This is a genomic window from Streptomyces sp. Inha503, from assembly GCF_047215865.1.
Classification (GTDB): domain Bacteria; phylum Actinomycetota; class Actinomycetes; order Streptomycetales; family Streptomycetaceae; genus Streptomyces; species Streptomyces lycopersici.
The window spans coordinates 12,031,270-12,045,977 of sequence record NZ_CP178360.1; the positions used below are offsets into that span (position 1 = coordinate 12,031,270).

Here is a 14,708-nt window from a genome sequence, read left to right on the forward strand (position 1 = left end):
GAAGAGAGGGAGTTGGGTGTGATCAGGGCACTGGTCGCCGACGATCAGGCGGTCGTCCGCACCGGCTTTGTGAACCTCCTCAACACTCAGGAGGACATCGAGGTCGTGGGCGAGGCCGAGGACGGTGTGCAGGCGGTACGCATCGCCGCCGAGGTCCGGCCCGATCTCGCGCTCCTCGACATCCGGATGCCGCACAAGAACGGCATCGAGGCGGCCCGCGAGATTCTGGCCGGGGCCGAGGGCACGACGAAGGTCCTGATGCTGACGACCTTCGGCCTCGACGAGTACGTGTACGAGGCGCTCGCGGCCGGGGCGGGCGGCTTTCTGCTCAAGGACGCCACCTTTCCCGAACTGCTGCACGCGGTGCGGGTGGTGGCGGCCGGGAACGCGCTGCTCTCGCCCGAGATCACCAAGCGGGTGATCGACGAGTTCGTGCATGCGCGGACGCCGCGGCTGCCGGTTCACTCCGTGGGCGAGCTCACGGCGCGTGAGGCGGAGGTGCTCACCTTGATCGCTCGGGGGCTGTCCAATGCGGAGATAGCGAGCCGGCTCACGATCACGGATCACACCGTGAAGACCCATATCAACCGGCTGTTCGCGAAGCTGGAGCTGCGGGATCGGGCGCAGGCCGTGATCGCGGCTTATGAGTTGGGGCTGGTCCGGGTGGGAAGCGGGGCCGACTGAGGTGTGGTGGTGAACGGGGGAGTGGTGCGCCTCGGCCGCGCTGTCGCGGTGTGGGGCTTGGTACTGATCGGATGTACGTCCGGCGGAGGCGAACCGCCCGGATCGACCGCCAAGGCCGGTGCCACGAGGACCACCGACCCGTCGCCGACCGCCGTCGTGGACATCGATCCCGCCGAACTGCCCACGACCAGAGACCAGGCCGCCGCGCTGATACGGAACGTCATCGCGGACCCGTCCGACTTCGGCCCCGGGACCGTCCGCCGGACCGTACGAGAGCGACGTGCGGCGCTGGTCGGTCCTCGACGATGACTGTGCCTGGCACCAGCAGCCGCTCCCGAGGGACGTCCTCGCCACGCTGACCCGCTCCTACGAGATACCGGCGAACGGTGCCAAGGGCCCGCTGCGGCTGAGCGCCGTCGTCACGGTGCACCGCACCCCCTAACAGGCCGACTGGGAGAACGCCGAGGTCCTGGAGGAGATGATGCGCTGCCACACGCAGCAGCTGCGTTCGACGAGGTGACCACGAGCCTGAACGACGTCCCGGGCTCCTACAGCGACTCCGGGAACGACTCGCCGATGACTCCCTCACCGAGCTGGGCAGCTACACGGGGGCTGAAGCGGGTGGGCCCCACCCGTACATCTGGGAGCAGACCCGTATCGGCTCGTTCATCCTCGCCCTCTCCGCAAAGGGCCCCAAGGACTGGTCCCGGGCAGACCTCTTCGACCGGCTAGCGGGATCCGCACATCGGCATGCGCACCCGTCTCAGAGCCGCGATCGGACGGAACACGCCGGAGCCCAGCGGCACGAAGGGCGACCGCTGATGACCGAGAAGCTCGCCCCCACCGCCCCGGCCCGCATCGGCGGCCACCGTCTGCTCGCCCGGCTGGGCGCCGGCGGCATGGGAGTCGTCTACCCCGGCCGGGCCGACTCCGGGGAACTGGCCGCCGTCAGGGTGATCCTGCCCGACTACGCCGACCAGCCCGAGTTCCGTGCGCGCTTCCGCCGCGAGGTGGCCGCCGCGCGGCGCGTGGACAGCCCCTGGGCCGTGCCGGTCACCGGCGCCGACCCGGACGCGCCCGCGCCCTGGCTCGCCACCGCCTTCGTTCCCGGCCCCTCGCTCACCGAGGCCGTCGCCACTTGCGGTCCGGTGCCGCCGCGCGGTGTCCGCGTCCTCGGCCGGATGCTGGCCCGCGCACTGACCGCCGTACACGACGCCGGGCTCGTCCACCGCGACGTCAAGCCAGGCAATGTGCTGTTCGCCCGTCGACGGCCCGCGCCTCATCGACTTCGGCATTGCCCGGGCCACCGAGGAGACGGCCCATGCCTCGGCCGACATGGTCATCGGGACACCCGGCTTCCTCGCCCCGGAACAGGTCCGGGCACAGCCCGCCTCACCCGCCAGTGATGTCTTCGCCCTTGGCTGTCTTCCCTCCTACGCCGCCACCGGCCGCCCGCCCTTCGGCACCGGTGCCGTGGACGCTCTCCTGTACCGCACGGTGCACGACGAGTCCGACCTCGACGGCATCCCCGACGACACGCGCGCCTTCCTGGAGCGCTGCCTCGCCAAGGATCCGGCCTCCCGGTTCACTGCCCGCGAGGTGGACGAGACGCTGGTCGAGGACGCACCCAACGACACCGCCGACTGGCTGCCCGACGCCGTCGTACCGCTCATCGCGGACCGCTCCGCCACCATGCTCGCCCTCCCGGACATCGAGGCGACGGCCCTCGATGCGAGGGCGGACGGGTAGCCGGCGGATGTTCCCGAAGGGACGGCCATGTCATGCTCCTCCAGCCGCCGGTTCTTGCTGCTCGGCGGCGCGGTCCTGCTCGTGGCCGGTGGTGGCGGCGCCCTGTGGGCCGCCCGGCACGACGACCGCATCGCGGCCCCCGCTTCGTCCCGTGCCCGCCGCTGGGTCCTCGGCGTCCAAGCCGATCTGGGCCATCGGCTGGTGTTTCGTTGACTTTCTACCGCCCCGGGTGGGCGGCACTTTCGTCTCGTCGCGCGAGGGCTGGATCCCGAGTGTGTCCCGGTGCGGCGTGGTCCGCGGGTGGCCCAGCGTATGGCGATCGTGTCGCCACCCCGGGCGAGGTGTGCTCCGGGCTCGGCCTGCCGTGCTCCGGCTGGGCGGTCACCGGGGTTTGCCGCCGTGATACCGAGTGCCCGGTGCGGACGAAGAGAGCGGACCCGGCAGCATGGCGAAGCCTGCCCGATGTCGGGCTACGCGTTTCGGGCGTGTTTTGAGGCCGTCGGTTGCGGATGTTCGCCGGACCCCACAGCCGGCCGGACGGCCGCTTCCGGCATCCTGACATGACGTCGGTGGGTCAGAGGTCAGATCACGGCGAAGGACTGGCGGTACTCGCGCGGTGTGATTCCTGTGGTGCGGCGGAAATGGTGCCGGAAGTTCGCCGGGGTGCCCAGGCCGTACATCTGGCTGACGTGGCTGATGGTGGCGTCGGTGGTTTCGAGGAGTTCGCGTGCTCGGTCGACACGTGCCGTGTTGAGCCATTTGATCAGGGTGGTGCCGGTCTCGGCCGCGAAGCTGCGCACGAAGGTCCGGGTGGCTTGGCGGGCGTGTGCGGCCAGACCGGCGACCGTCAGTGGCTTGTCGGGGCGGGTCAGGGCCCATTCCAGCGTCGGGCCGAGGCTCGTCCTCTTCGGTGGTGCCGGCGGCCTCCTGATGAATTGCGCCTGTCCGCCTTCCTCGATGCGGTGCGGCGACGATCTCTCGTGCCACCGCGTTCGCGAGGGCGGGTCCGTGGTCGCGGCGCGGGAGGTGCAGGCACAGGTCGATGCCCTGGCCACACCCGCAGAGGTGAGGACGCCCTCAGCGTCGACGCAGAGCACGTCGGGGTCGACTTCGACCGTCGGATGGAGGCGGGCGAGATCGTCGGCGTAGCGCCAGTGTGTCGTCGCGCGCCTCCCGTCGAGCAACCCCGCGGAGGCGAGCGCGAACGCTCCGGTCAGATCGAGGCGATGCGAGCGCCGTTGCGGCGTGCCTGGCGCAGTGCGGCCGCCGCGTCATCCGGTGCGCCACCAAGGTATCCGCGGAAGGTGGGCACGATCACGGTGCCCGCGGCGCGGACCGCGTCGAGACCATGTGTGGCGACCAAAGGCCATCCGTTCTCCGTTTCGACGGGACCCGGGACCCGGGACGCGACCGCAGAGCATCACCTCGTAAGGCAGCTCTGGCAGACCGAGGACGCGGAACGGCATGCCAACCTCCATCGGCAGTACTCGGTCAAGTGCGGGAGCACGGCGACGCGATGCTCCCGGACGGGGCCTTGTGATGTCATCGAAACTGTCACGGCAGAAATCTATCGGCATCCTCACTGGAGCGTTCTCGACGACCTCGCGTCGCGGTATCCGGACGTCGATGTGCTCACCGGGCAGCGATGGGTCGATGCCGGACCCATCGTGACCAGCGCGGGTGTGTCCGCCGGGATCGACATGGCGCTTCACCTCAGTCGACCGCCTTGAACCGGCGCGGAGAAGGCCGCGACCGGCGAGATGACCAGCACGGGGAACGATCACCTTGCCATGTGCCGGCAGGCTCGCGGGGAGCTCGTCTCATGGGGCGTAATCGTCACTACGCTTCAGGCCATCGGCATGGTGGAGCAACTGGCGTCGGACGAATTGCGGGAGCTGTTCCACGGGGTCGTGCCGCCCTCGCCGACCCGCCCCGGTGGACGGGAGTGTTAACCGTAGTATTCGACGTTGTCCCAGAAGTCGGTCCGTGGGTCGACGGCGCGCGGGTCGTCGGTTCGGAGCATCCAGTTCTGGAGCTGTTCCCGGAGCCGGGTCTTCACCGCGGCATATTCGGGATAGTCCGTGAGGTTTTCCAGGCTGTGCGGATCGGATTCGAGGTCGTAGAGCTCTTCCTTCGGCCGCTTGCCGGTGGCCAGCTGGAATGCCATGGCGAATTCCGGCCGGTGCCGGTTCTCCAGGAGCTGTGTCTTGGTGGGGCCCGCGTCGATGTCGCCGAAGACCCCACGGTCGGGCGAGGGGGGCTGCGGGTCGCCGGCGGGCCAGCGCTCCGGGAAGAAGTTGCGGATATACAGCCACCTGTGCGTCCGTAGGGCGCGGATGGGATACGAGAGATTCCCTTCCCGGGCGAAGGAGTGTCGCTCGCGCTCGAGGACGACGAACTCGCGCGGGGCGGCTGTGCCCGAGAGCGCCGGCAGCAGCGACTGCCCGGTCATCGCCGGCGGCGTGGGCAGCCCGGCGGCGTGGAGGAAGGTGGGAGCGAGATCGCTCAGCACCGTCAGGCGATCGATCACTGTTCCCGGGGCGGCCCGGCCCGGCCAGCGGATCGCAAGCGGCACGTGGGTACCGGCGTCGTAGGTGTTGGCCTTGGCCCGCGGCCAGGGCCAGCCGTTGTCGCCGGTCATCACCACGATCGTGTTCTCGGCGAGCCCTCGCTCGTCCAGGAGTCGCAGGGCATCGCCGACCTCGCGGTCGAAGCGTTGCACCTCGGCCAGGTAGTTGACGGCGTCGGCGCGGACCTCCGGCGTGTCCGGGAGATACGGCGGGACATCCACGGCGGCCGGGTCGATGCCGGAGTGCTCGCCCAGCTCGGGGTCGTACGGTCGGTGTGGATCGGAGGAGCCGAACCAGAAGCAGAACGGCGTCCGCTCCGGCTGCTGTTGGAGAAACTCGCCGAACGACGGGAAGCCCGGGCCCGCCGGGTCGTGCGGCCACTGCGGAAACACGCCGGGGCCGTAGCCCTTGCGTATGCGCCCGATACGGTATCCCGCCTGCTCAAGGAGGTCCGGGTACACATCGAACGTGGCCGGGAGCTCGGACCACAGGTTCGCTCCCGCCCCGAGGCGGTGCGGCGCCTGGCCGGTGAGGAGCGCGTTCCGTGACGGCGTGCATGAGGGGGCCGCGCAGAAGGCGCGCGTGAACAGCGCGCCTTCTGCCGCGAGCCGGTCGAACGTCGGCGTCCGCGCGGCGTGGGAACCGTAGGCGCCCGCGTCCGGGAAGCCCCAGTCGTCCGCGATCGCGAACAGGATGTTGACCGGTGGGTCCGGCTCGCCCCTTGCCGCCCCGGCCGGCGTGCCCAGCGCCAGCGCACCGGTGATCCCGGAGATCAGCATCGTGCGCCTGCGCACGTCATTGCCGCCCAGGTGCCTTGAGCTCATCGAAGGCCTCCGCTCCGGTCGTCATCCGCCATCGGCCGCGTCGTGATCGCACCGTCGCCTCGCAAGAGCGGCTCGTCATCCGGTGTGGCTCCACACCGCCTGGGCCGCAGGAGCGGCGAACCGACATCTGTTACGTGTACCTCGCCAGGCCCAGCATGCCCTCAACTGGTCTGAGGAAACACTGAGTGGAGCCAGGCCCGGGTGTGGGCCAAGCTGCACCGTCTGATCTTCGATGAGCTGGGCGCGCGAGGTGAGCTTCACTCCGCCGCCAGCCGCCCGCTGCCGGTCCGGCCGCCCGCTGCCTGCTGTCGGCCCGTGCCCGTCGGCCGTCCAGCCGCTGGCCGTACAGCCGACCAGCACCCACCGCCGGCCGTCAGCCGCGCAACCACGACTGGTGGCCATCGTGCAGACCGGTCAGCCGGTCAGAGGGTCGGGTGTTGGTCTGGTGAACGGTCCCGGTCCGCGTTGCTGGACAGGGTCGGGGCGTGGATCCCACTGCCGGACACCGCGACGATACACACGCTGGGCAACCGCGGGGCGGGCTGGGCACTTCGGTACTCGTTGCCGGCACCGAACACGGCCGACGGTTCCCCGCAGCCGTGGCCGTGGCTCTGGTCCTGGTGCAGACCGGCGCCCTGGGATGGCAGATACGCGTCCCGGTCATGGTCCTGGCCGTGAACGCGGTGACGGGGCTCGTGGTGTGGGTGCTGCTGCCCGCGGTGACCTTGACCGGGGCCCTGCTCGCGGCGCAGGTGACCTTGTGCGTGCTCTCGGCCACCCGGCCGCGCCGGGTCTCGGTTGGGGCACTGGTGGCGATGTGTCTGCCGGCGCCGGCGGCCCCCATGCAGGCCCGTAAGGCATTGCGCGCCATCGAGGCAGCCGCCCGCTCCGCGCTCGGCGAACTACGCCTGCTGCTCCGCGGGTTCGGTCCCGACACGCAGGACGACGGGCCAGAGGCGGAGGGGCCGGAGGCGGACGCTACGGGGGCGGACGGGACAGGGGCGGACGGGCCAGGGGAGCGGCGGGAACCGGAACCCTGACTCGGGCACCTGGAGGAACTGGCCGACACCGTACGCGCCACCGGGATGACCGTCCACATCCACCACGAGGGCACCACCGGCAGCCTGCCGCCCGCGGTGGCCCTGGCCGCCTACCGGATCGTCCAGGAAGCCCTCACCAACACCCTGCGCCACGCGACCGGCGCCGACGAGGTAAGCGTGCACATCACCGCCCAAGCGCAGCACCTGAAGATCACCGTCACCGACAACGGCCCCGCACCACAGCGCGGTCCGGCGCACCGCAGCCCGGCCACGGCGGGCGCCGGACGGCCTGGTGGGCATGAAGGAACGCGCCCGGCTCGTAGGCGGCCACCTCCACGCCGCCGCGCTCCCCGCAGGCGGGTTCGAGGTGGCGGCACAGCTGCCGCATGATCATCGACGCCAGGGACGACCTCGAGGTGGCCGGTGAGGCCTCCGACGGCCAGGAAGCGGTGCGACTGACCCGGGAGGTGGCCCCCGACGTGGCGCTGATGGACGTCGCATGCCCCCGGCCTGGACGGCATCGAGGCCACCCGGCAGATCGCCGAATGCGGCAGCCGGGCGAAAGTGCTGGTACTGACCACCTGGGACGTCGACGCCCACGTCGTCGCCGTCCTGAACGTCACCACACCCGACTACGCACGACCGCCCCGCCCCCGCCCGGTGATCGTGTGGCTGCACGGCGGCGGCTTCACCACCGGAGCGGGCAGTTCCTACGGCGCCACCGCATGGCCACCCGCGGTGACGTCGTGGTCGTCACCGTCAACTACCGCCTCGGCAGCATGGCGACCTGCCTGGTGCCTCGGCTCCAGTAGGGTCCGATCATGACTACGGGACACCCGAACTCGTGGGCTGCCGACGCGATCCGGCGGGTACGGACAGGCGGCCTGCATCTGACACCGACGCCCCTGCGTCCGCTTCCGCTACTCGCGATCCGGGACGTCGAGATCTACATCAAGGACGAGTCCGCGCATCCCACAGGCAGCATGAAGTATCGCCTGGTGCGGGCCATGTTCTGTGAGGCGATCGCCAGCGGCGCTATCAGGTCGGACACACCGGTGATCGCGGCTACGAGCGGAGCGGTTGCTGTCGCCGGAGCCCACTTCGCGAGGCTGCTGGGCCTGGTGTTCACCGCCGTCGTACCGGCGAAGACCTCTGCGGACGTCCTGGCCAGGATCGAAGGGGAGGGCGGACGGTGGCAGGTGGGCGAGCAGCCGCCCGCCGCGGTGCAGGAGGAGGCGAGGGCGTTGGCCGAGCAGCTCGGCGGCCACTTCCTGGACCACTTCAGCGACGCGGAGCGAGCGGTGGCCGGGTGTGGTGAGCCGACGATCGCCGACGAGATCTTCGATCAGATGAGCGGGGAACCGCACCCGATCCCGGAGTGGATCGTCACGGGTGTCGGAACCGGGGCGACTTCGGCAGCGATCGGACGCCACCTGCGGCGGCACGGTCATCCGACTCGGCTGGCCGTGGTGGACCCGGAGAACTCCGCCTACTTCCCCGCGTGGGCGAGCGGGTGTGGCGACTACACCACGGGGATGCCCTCGCGGATACCTGGCATCGGTCGCCCACGCACCGAGCCCGGCTTCCTGCCGACGGTGATCGACTTGATGATCCCGGTACCGGACGCGGCGTCCATTGCGGCCATGCGGTGGCTTCGCACTGCTGCCGGTATCGAAGCCGGACCGGCGACCGGCACCAACTTCTGGGGAACGTGCCACCTCGTGGCACGGATGCACCAAGCGGGGATGCGGGGCAGCGTCGTCACCATCATCGGTGACGTCGCTGATCCGTACCGGAACACCCACCTCAATACGGAGTGGGTGCGTGCGCGGGGACTCGACCCCGCGCCGTACGAGGCCGACATCGAGCTGTTCGCCCGTACCGGGGACTGGCCGGTCGGGTAGCGACCCGCGTGACGGCCGGGCGCGGATGCCCCTCAGACCTCTATCCCGGCTGGAAACTCCGGCTGGTGCCGTCCATGAGCTGGGCCGTCTGAGTCGGGGACATCGTTGCCCTCCAGGCGTTGCTGGCCACTCGCCCAGGCGCACGGCATCGACGTCTCGTCAGACCGCTCCCCGGTGGTGCTCCACCTCAGCGCCAGTCACGGCCCACGCTGGCCGCAGTCGGCCTCGCTCTGGCCGGCCGGGCTGGCGCCCGGCTGGTTGCTCTCCTTGGCGTGTCCGTCAGCCGGCGCACGGTCTGGCGCCTGGTCGACGCGCTGCCCGAGCCGGAGGTGCCCGCACCGCGGGTAGTCGGTGTCGACGAGTACGCCACCCGCAAGGGCCGCCACTACGGCGCTGTCCTGGTGGACGTCGAAACCCGCCGTCCCACCGATCTCCTGCCTGATCGGGAGGCATCGAGCCCGACCGCCTGGCTCGCCCAGCGGCCGGGCGTCGAGGTCGTCTGCCGGGACCGCGCCCCGTTCTTCGCCGAGGGCGCCGCGGCTGGAGCGCCGCAGGCGGTCCAGGTCGCGGACCGATGGCACCTCTGGCACAACCTGAGCGAGGCCGCTGAGCGGAGCGTCGCCCAGCACCGCCGCTGCCTGCACGTTCCGACGCCCGCAGCACCTCGACCCGAGCCCGAGTCAGCCCCGGCTGCGGACCCGTCCGCATCACCTTGGCCACGAGGGCACCGGTTCGCAGACCGGATCCGGGCCCGGCATGCCGCCATCCACGCCTTGCTGAAGGCAGGACACAGCCGACGCGCGGTCCAGCGGCAGCTCGGGATGACCTACCGCACCGACCGCTGGAACAAGGGCTGCACCAACGCGTGGAAGCCGTGGGAGGAGATCGTGCCGCTCGGCTACAAGGGCAGCTACCAGCGCGTTCGCGCCTACCTGCACGACAAACGCACCTCACCACGGCCGGTGACCGCCAGGCCGCCCTCGCGAAGCACGGTCCTCGTCGCACATACTGACCCCCCTGTAGCTATGAGGAGCAGCCCTCCCTTCGCGCAAACCGAACATTCGGTTAGCACGTGGAAAGTTGAAGCAACCAATGGTCGAGGCTGCTTGTCAGCGTGTCCGCAGACAGGGTCCGGGGGATCAGGTGAGGCGGTGGCAAGGGTCGAGGGTCTGCTTAATGCTCCGGACGTGATCGTGGAACGGATCGGCCCTCCCTCATGCGCAGGATCAAGGTGACCGCGTCCTCCGAGTCGGTTCCGGGAGTCAGGACTTCCTGCAAGAGGAGGCCGCGAATCGCGGCAATGGTGACGGTGGCCACATCCCGCGCTTCCTTCGTGTCGAGCCCTTCGCGTTCCGCGAGTGAGGACAGCATCACGGTCAGGTCGCCGATCGACTCTACGAACTCAGGGAAGTCCTCGGGGCCGTACGCGGCCAGTCCGACGACGTAGAAGAAGCCGCGGGCACGCGACAGCTGCTCCGGCCGGGTGTAAGTACGCCAGATCGCCACAACGAAATCGTCGAAGGTGCCCTGCTGGGCGGCCTCCAAGAGTGCCTCGTTGTCACGCGATCGCTGCGCGTTGAGCATGGCGGCCAAGACGCCCGGGAGTGACCCGAAGTGGTATCGCAACAGGGCGTGGCTGGTCTCGATCCGGGCGGCGATCTCACGGAGTGACATCTCCGGCGGGGGAAGGGCCTCGCCGAAGGCGTCGAGAAGCCGTGCCAGGAGTCGCTCGCGCGCGCTGCCCTTGCGTTCCGAGGTTGACAGGATCACTCCCACAGTTTATCCATTGGAAAAGAAAGATGGCGGTTCCGTGTTGCTTCACACATGGTCGCAGTCAGCTCGCAACGGCGGAGGATCGACTATGGGACCTGCTCATGTCGTCGGCGCGGCGGTCATCGACGGATCGGGGCGCGATCCCAGCAACCTCGACATCACTATCGAGAACGGCCGCATCACCCAACTCGGTGCCTCCAGCGCGCACGGCGAGCGTCTCGATGCCGAGGGATTGACGATGACGCCCGGCCTGATCGACGCTCACGTCCACCTGGGCCTGTCGAGCCCGATCCAGCCGCACTTCTCGTTTCAGATGAGCGCCGCCGAGATCGCGGCGGACATCTTCGCCACGGCCGGCGCGACGCTCGACGCCGGCTTCACCACCGTTCGCGACACCGGCGGGATCGACGGCGGTGTCGTCACCGCGATCGCGAAGGGCAAGGTCAGAGGGCCGCGCGTCCTGTCGTGCGGACCTGTTCAGTGCCAGATCGGCGGCCACGGCTACTACGGAGCCGAATGGGAGCCCACCGAGCTGTGGAGCAGCCACCACATCCCGGGCCTGTGCGCCCTGTCCATGATGGCGGGCAACGCGGACGAGCTGCGGCACAACGTCCGCGAAGCCTTCCGTCGCGGAGCCTCCTTCCTGAAGCTCTGCGTGACCGGCGGAGTGGTGGGCGCACATGATCGACTGACCGACACCCAGTTCACCGTCGAAGAGATCGCTGTCGCAGTTCAAGAAGCTGCGGCACGGAACACCTACGTGACAGTCCACGCCCACAACAATCAGGGCATACGCAATGCGGTCGAGGCCGGGGTGCGCTGTGTCGAGCACGGCACCAGCCTCGACGAATCCACAGCGACCCTGATGGCCGCTCGCGAGGTTGCCCTCGTGCCCACGTTCGCTGTCGTCGAGCAACTGCTGCACGACACCGCCGGAGCCGGTCTCGCCGAGTCGACCCGCGACCGAGCCCAGGGCACACACGAGCAGATGACGAAGGCGCTCGCTGTCGCCAAGCACGCAGGAGTACGGATCGGGCTGGGTTCCGATCTCATCGGCCCGGCCCAGGAACGTCGCGGCAGAGAACTCAGCCTGCGCGCAGCCCTCGAGACGCCGATGGAAGCGCTCGTGGCGGCGACCCGGACCAACGCCGGGATCCTCGGCCTGTCCGGCCAGGTGGGTGTCATCACTCCCGGCGCGCAGGCAGACCTCGTTCTCTGGAACGGCAACCCGCTCGAAGACCCAGAACTCTTCTCCGACCCCACCAACGCCGTCCTCGTAATCCAGGCCGGCCAAATCGTAAAGGACCTCAGGTGAGCACCATGTGGCAGGGCTGCCTCGCCCACACCGACTACTTCGAGATGCGCTCCAGGGGTGGGCACGACTACGGCGTCTGGGTCACCACGCCACCGCGCTACGACCCTGCCGCGGCGCAAGCGCCTGTCGTGTACGTGCTCGACGGCAACTGGGCCGTGGGCATGACCGCCCCACTCATCGTCACGCAACTGGACCCCATGCAGTCGATTCAGCCCTACGTGCAAGTCAGCGTGGGTTACGCAGGCGAGGAAGCAGAGCACTGGGACCGGTTGCGCAACCGAGACCTCGTGCCCCCCGGCGAACCCATCGCGAAGGAGTACATCGATGCGGTGGAGATGGGGGTCGAAGCGGGCACGATGACTCGCGAGCAAGCCGACGCCCACCTCGCCGAATTGAGCGACAGCCGCGGGGATATGTTCCTGAACTTCCTTACCGACGACCTGCACCCGCGGATCGAACGCGACTACGGCACAGCCCCGAGCGGTCACGGCCTCTTCGGCTATTCCTACGGCGGACTCTTCAGCCTCTACGCCTGGCTCACCAATAGCACCTTCTTCGAGAGCATCGGCGCGGGCAGCCCCGGCATTGTCAGTGCAGACAGTCAGGTCTTCGCTCGTCTTCAAGCAATGGGTGACACCCTGCCCGCTACCAAGCTTCACGTGACCTTCAACGACCGAGAGATCCTCGGAGACCTGGCGGTCTACCAGAATCTCACGAAGAACACGGCCACGTTCCTTCACCGACTCACCTCACGCAGCGGATCCGTCACCAGCGCACTCATGCACGAAACGCACGTGACTGGGCTCCAGGCATCGTTCCTCAGCTACCTCAGGACCTGCCGTGCCCAGTAAGCCTGGACGCCGCGGCTCTGCCTGACCGCCGCGCTGGGCGGCCGGGCTTGCCTCGGTCGTCCGGCCGGTCGGCCGAGCGATGCGACCTGCCCCGTCTGGTCGCCGAGGAGGTGAAGCTGACCGGGGCGAAGAACGGTGCCGGACGCCGACCATCGGCTGGCTGTCCACTGCCCACGGCGGGCGCGTGCCAGACTTCGTGGACGATGACCACGCCAGTATGGGGAGAACGACCCGTGACCGACGCTCCGGCCCGACGAACGCAGGAACAGCGGCGCGCCGAGACTGAACGCCGGGTACTTGACGCGGCGATGGAGCTCATCGCGCGCTCTGGGTCCCGCGGTGTCACACTCGCGCAGGTGGGGGAGGCCGCGGGGTACAGCCGCGGCATTGTGTACCACCAGTTCGGGAGCCGGGAGCGGTTGCTGGAGGCGGTACTCGACGAGGCGCAGCGGTTCGGCGTACCGGAATATCAGGGCAACGGCCTTGAACACCTTGCGCGGATCGTCGAAGCGTACCTGCGCAACGTCGCCCAGCGGACGCCATCGGCCCGGGCGTTCCTTCAGCTGTGGGGCGAGGCGATCGCTGCGGATCCCGCCCTGATGCCGCTGTTCGCTCAGCGCGACGCGGACTTCCGCCAGTTCCTCGTCACCGTGGTGCGCCAGGGCGTGACCGACGGATCCATCCGGGATGACGTGGACCCGACCGCGGCTGCGGTGCTGATCCTCGCCCTGGTTCGGGGATGCGGGCTGCAACTCATCGCGAATCCGCCCGTCCGGAACCTTCCCGCCCTGGTCCGGGAGGCGAAGCGATCAGTACGCGCGGCGTTTGGCACCACGCCGTAAGCATCCGGCCCCACTGGGCGAGACCACACACAAACAGCCTTGAGGAGTGGCGTATTGGCGGCACTTGCGGCTACATTTACTTGCGTACATGCACGCAAGTAAATAACTGAAGGAGAGCACATGTCGGCACGCGTCCCCCTTGTCCTCGTCCATGGCAATCCGGAGAACGCCACCGTGTGGGGCCCCCTGCTCGCGGAGTTGCGCCGGGACGACGCGTTCGCCCTGTCCCCGCCGGGCTTCGGAGTGCCTGCGCCGGACGGATTCGCGGCAACCGTCGACGGCTATCGTGAGTGGCTCGTCGCACGCCTTGAACAGTTCCGGGAGCCTGTCGATCTCGTCGGGCACGACTGGGGCGGCGCTCATGTCGTCCAGGTCGCGATGGAGCGGCCCGACCTGATTCGGAGTTGGGCCTCTGACGCCCTCGGCCTGTATGCGCCCGACTACGTGTGGCACCAGCGCGCCCAGGTGTGGCAGCAGGAAGGCCCGGGAGAGGAGTCCGTCAAGGAGATCTTCGGCGGTTCACTCGAGCAGCGCCTCGCCGTGGTCGCCGGGCTCGGGATGACCGGGCCGACGGCGGAGCGCGTCGCCGCGAGCATGGACGACGGCATGGGGCAAGCGGTCCTCACGCTGCTGCGGTCGGCCGCCCAGCCCGTCATGGCCGAGGCGGGCCGCCGTCTCGCGAACACACGACAGCGACCCGGTCTTGCGCTCATCGCCTCCAACGACATCGGCCAGGCCAGCGGAACGCCGGCGCAGCACCGGGCCGCAGCCGAGGCGAGCGGCGCCGAGATCGCCGAACTCGCAGACGTGGGGCACTGGTGGCCGGTCGAGAGCCCGCGCCCGGTCGCCCGGGCACTGACCGCCTTCTGGTCCCGGCTCGGCGGGTAGCGACCCGACGCCCCCAGACGGCGCTCGGCACACCCCCGGGCATGACACACGCTGTGTCCGGGGGCAGAGCGAAACTGTCGCGACACCGGCACCAGACGCCTTGGAGAGGCTGTCAGTGCGACATCCGGCTTGAAGTCGGTGGCCAAGGGCCTCCGCAGTGAGCTGCTTGCAGGGAGCCGTTGTGGCGGGGTACCGGTTCCGCAAGCGATTCGGCACCTTGGCCACCTTCGGCATCGCGCTGGTCACCCCGTTACTGGTGGGCACATTC

General features: G+C 69.4%; 14 protein-coding genes, 2 pseudogenes and 1 riboswitch. Of the genes and pseudogenes, 12 read left to right on the plus strand and 4 right to left on the minus strand.

The window, feature by feature from the left end; translation table 11 throughout:
• Window positions 1-18: 18 nt before the first annotated feature.
• The 4 genes and pseudogenes from ACJX2R_RS49905 to ACJX2R_RS49920 form a co-directional block, all read left to right on the plus strand.
• A complete protein-coding gene (locus ACJX2R_RS49905; RefSeq protein ID WP_413105578.1) occupies window positions 19-684 on the plus strand; it encodes a response regulator in 666 nt (221 codons plus the stop codon).
• A 9-nt stretch (window positions 685-693) separates the two neighbouring features.
• Complete coding sequence (locus ACJX2R_RS49910; protein WP_413105579.1) at window positions 694-993, plus strand: hypothetical protein; 300 nt, start codon at window positions 694-696, stop codon at window positions 991-993.
• Complete coding sequence (locus tag ACJX2R_RS49915; RefSeq protein WP_413105580.1) at window positions 965-1,126, plus strand: hypothetical protein; 162 nt, start codon at window positions 965-967, stop codon at window positions 1,124-1,126. The genes ACJX2R_RS49910 and ACJX2R_RS49915 overlap by 29 nt, the downstream gene beginning before the upstream one ends.
• A 379-nt stretch (window positions 1,127-1,505) precedes the next feature.
• A pseudogene (locus ACJX2R_RS49920) lies at window positions 1,506-2,622 on the plus strand (serine/threonine-protein kinase); the annotation flags it as partial.
• 392 nt (window positions 2,623-3,014) lie between these two features.
• On the opposite strand, the gene ACJX2R_RS49925 reads toward ACJX2R_RS49920, so the two are convergent.
• The 3 genes from ACJX2R_RS49925 to ACJX2R_RS49935 form a co-directional block, all read right to left on the minus strand.
• Complete coding sequence (locus ACJX2R_RS49925) at window positions 3,015-3,617, minus strand: GlxA family transcriptional regulator (RefSeq protein ID WP_413105581.1); 603 nt, start codon at window positions 3,615-3,617, stop codon at window positions 3,015-3,017.
• Between the two features lie 29 nt (window positions 3,618-3,646).
• Window positions 3,647-3,796, minus strand: coding sequence for a hypothetical protein (locus ACJX2R_RS49930; RefSeq protein WP_413105582.1), 150 nt, complete (start codon window positions 3,794-3,796; stop codon window positions 3,647-3,649).
• A gap of 585 nt (window positions 3,797-4,381) precedes the next feature.
• Window positions 4,382-5,827 (minus strand): sulfatase, encoded by a 1,446-nt coding sequence (locus ACJX2R_RS49935; protein WP_413105583.1) that lies wholly within the window; start codon window positions 5,825-5,827, stop codon window positions 4,382-4,384.
• 542 nt (window positions 5,828-6,369) lie between these two features.
• Here ACJX2R_RS49935 and ACJX2R_RS49940 point away from each other — a divergent pair.
• From ACJX2R_RS49940 to ACJX2R_RS49955, 4 genes and pseudogenes are all read left to right on the plus strand, one after another.
• Window positions 6,370-7,294 (plus strand): annotated as a pseudogene (locus ACJX2R_RS49940) (sensor histidine kinase).
• A gap of 241 nt (window positions 7,295-7,535) precedes the next feature.
• Window positions 7,536-7,679 carry a hypothetical protein gene (locus ACJX2R_RS49945; protein ID WP_413106205.1) on the plus strand — a complete coding sequence of 48 codons (144 nt, stop codon included), beginning with the start codon at window positions 7,536-7,538 and terminating at the stop codon, window positions 7,677-7,679.
• A 9-nt stretch (window positions 7,680-7,688) separates the two neighbouring features.
• Window positions 7,689-8,771, plus strand: coding sequence for a PLP-dependent cysteine synthase family protein (locus ACJX2R_RS49950; RefSeq protein WP_413105584.1), 1,083 nt, complete (start codon window positions 7,689-7,691; stop codon window positions 8,769-8,771).
• A 125-nt stretch (window positions 8,772-8,896) separates the two neighbouring features.
• Window positions 8,897-8,982: riboswitch (ZMP/ZTP riboswitch) on the minus strand.
• 190 nt (window positions 8,983-9,172) lie between these two features.
• A complete protein-coding gene (locus ACJX2R_RS49955; RefSeq protein ID WP_413106159.1) occupies window positions 9,173-10,006 on the plus strand; it encodes a transposase in 834 nt (277 codons plus the stop codon).
• On the opposite strand, the gene ACJX2R_RS49960 is transcribed toward ACJX2R_RS49955, so the two are convergent.
• On the minus strand, window positions 9,945-10,547 hold the full coding sequence (locus ACJX2R_RS49960; protein ID WP_413105585.1) for a TetR/AcrR family transcriptional regulator: 603 nt from the start codon (window positions 10,545-10,547) through the stop codon (window positions 9,945-9,947). The two genes, ACJX2R_RS49955 and ACJX2R_RS49960, sit on opposite strands and share 62 nt — an antisense overlap.
• An 85-nt stretch (window positions 10,548-10,632) precedes the next feature.
• Between ACJX2R_RS49960 and ACJX2R_RS49965 the strand changes: the two genes are divergently transcribed.
• The 4 genes from ACJX2R_RS49965 to ACJX2R_RS49980 all read left to right on the plus strand — a co-directional run bounded on the left by ACJX2R_RS49965 (window position 10,633) and on the right by ACJX2R_RS49980 (window position 14,440).
• Window positions 10,633-11,859 carry an amidohydrolase family protein gene (locus ACJX2R_RS49965; RefSeq protein ID WP_413105586.1) on the plus strand — a complete coding sequence of 409 codons (1,227 nt, stop codon included), beginning with the start codon at window positions 10,633-10,635 and terminating at the stop codon, window positions 11,857-11,859.
• 5 nt (window positions 11,860-11,864) lie between these two features.
• The gene (locus tag ACJX2R_RS49970; RefSeq protein WP_413106160.1) at window positions 11,865-12,710 is read left to right on the plus strand and encodes an alpha/beta hydrolase; all 846 of its coding nucleotides are present in this window, start codon (window positions 11,865-11,867) and stop codon (window positions 12,708-12,710) included.
• Between the two features lie 233 nt (window positions 12,711-12,943).
• Window positions 12,944-13,552, plus strand: coding sequence for a TetR/AcrR family transcriptional regulator (locus ACJX2R_RS49975; RefSeq protein WP_413105587.1), 609 nt, complete (start codon window positions 12,944-12,946; stop codon window positions 13,550-13,552).
• Between the two features lie 120 nt (window positions 13,553-13,672).
• Window positions 13,673-14,440 carry an alpha/beta fold hydrolase gene (locus ACJX2R_RS49980; RefSeq protein WP_413105588.1) on the plus strand — a complete coding sequence of 256 codons (768 nt, stop codon included), beginning with the start codon at window positions 13,673-13,675 and terminating at the stop codon, window positions 14,438-14,440.
• Window positions 14,441-14,708 lie beyond the last annotated feature (268 nt).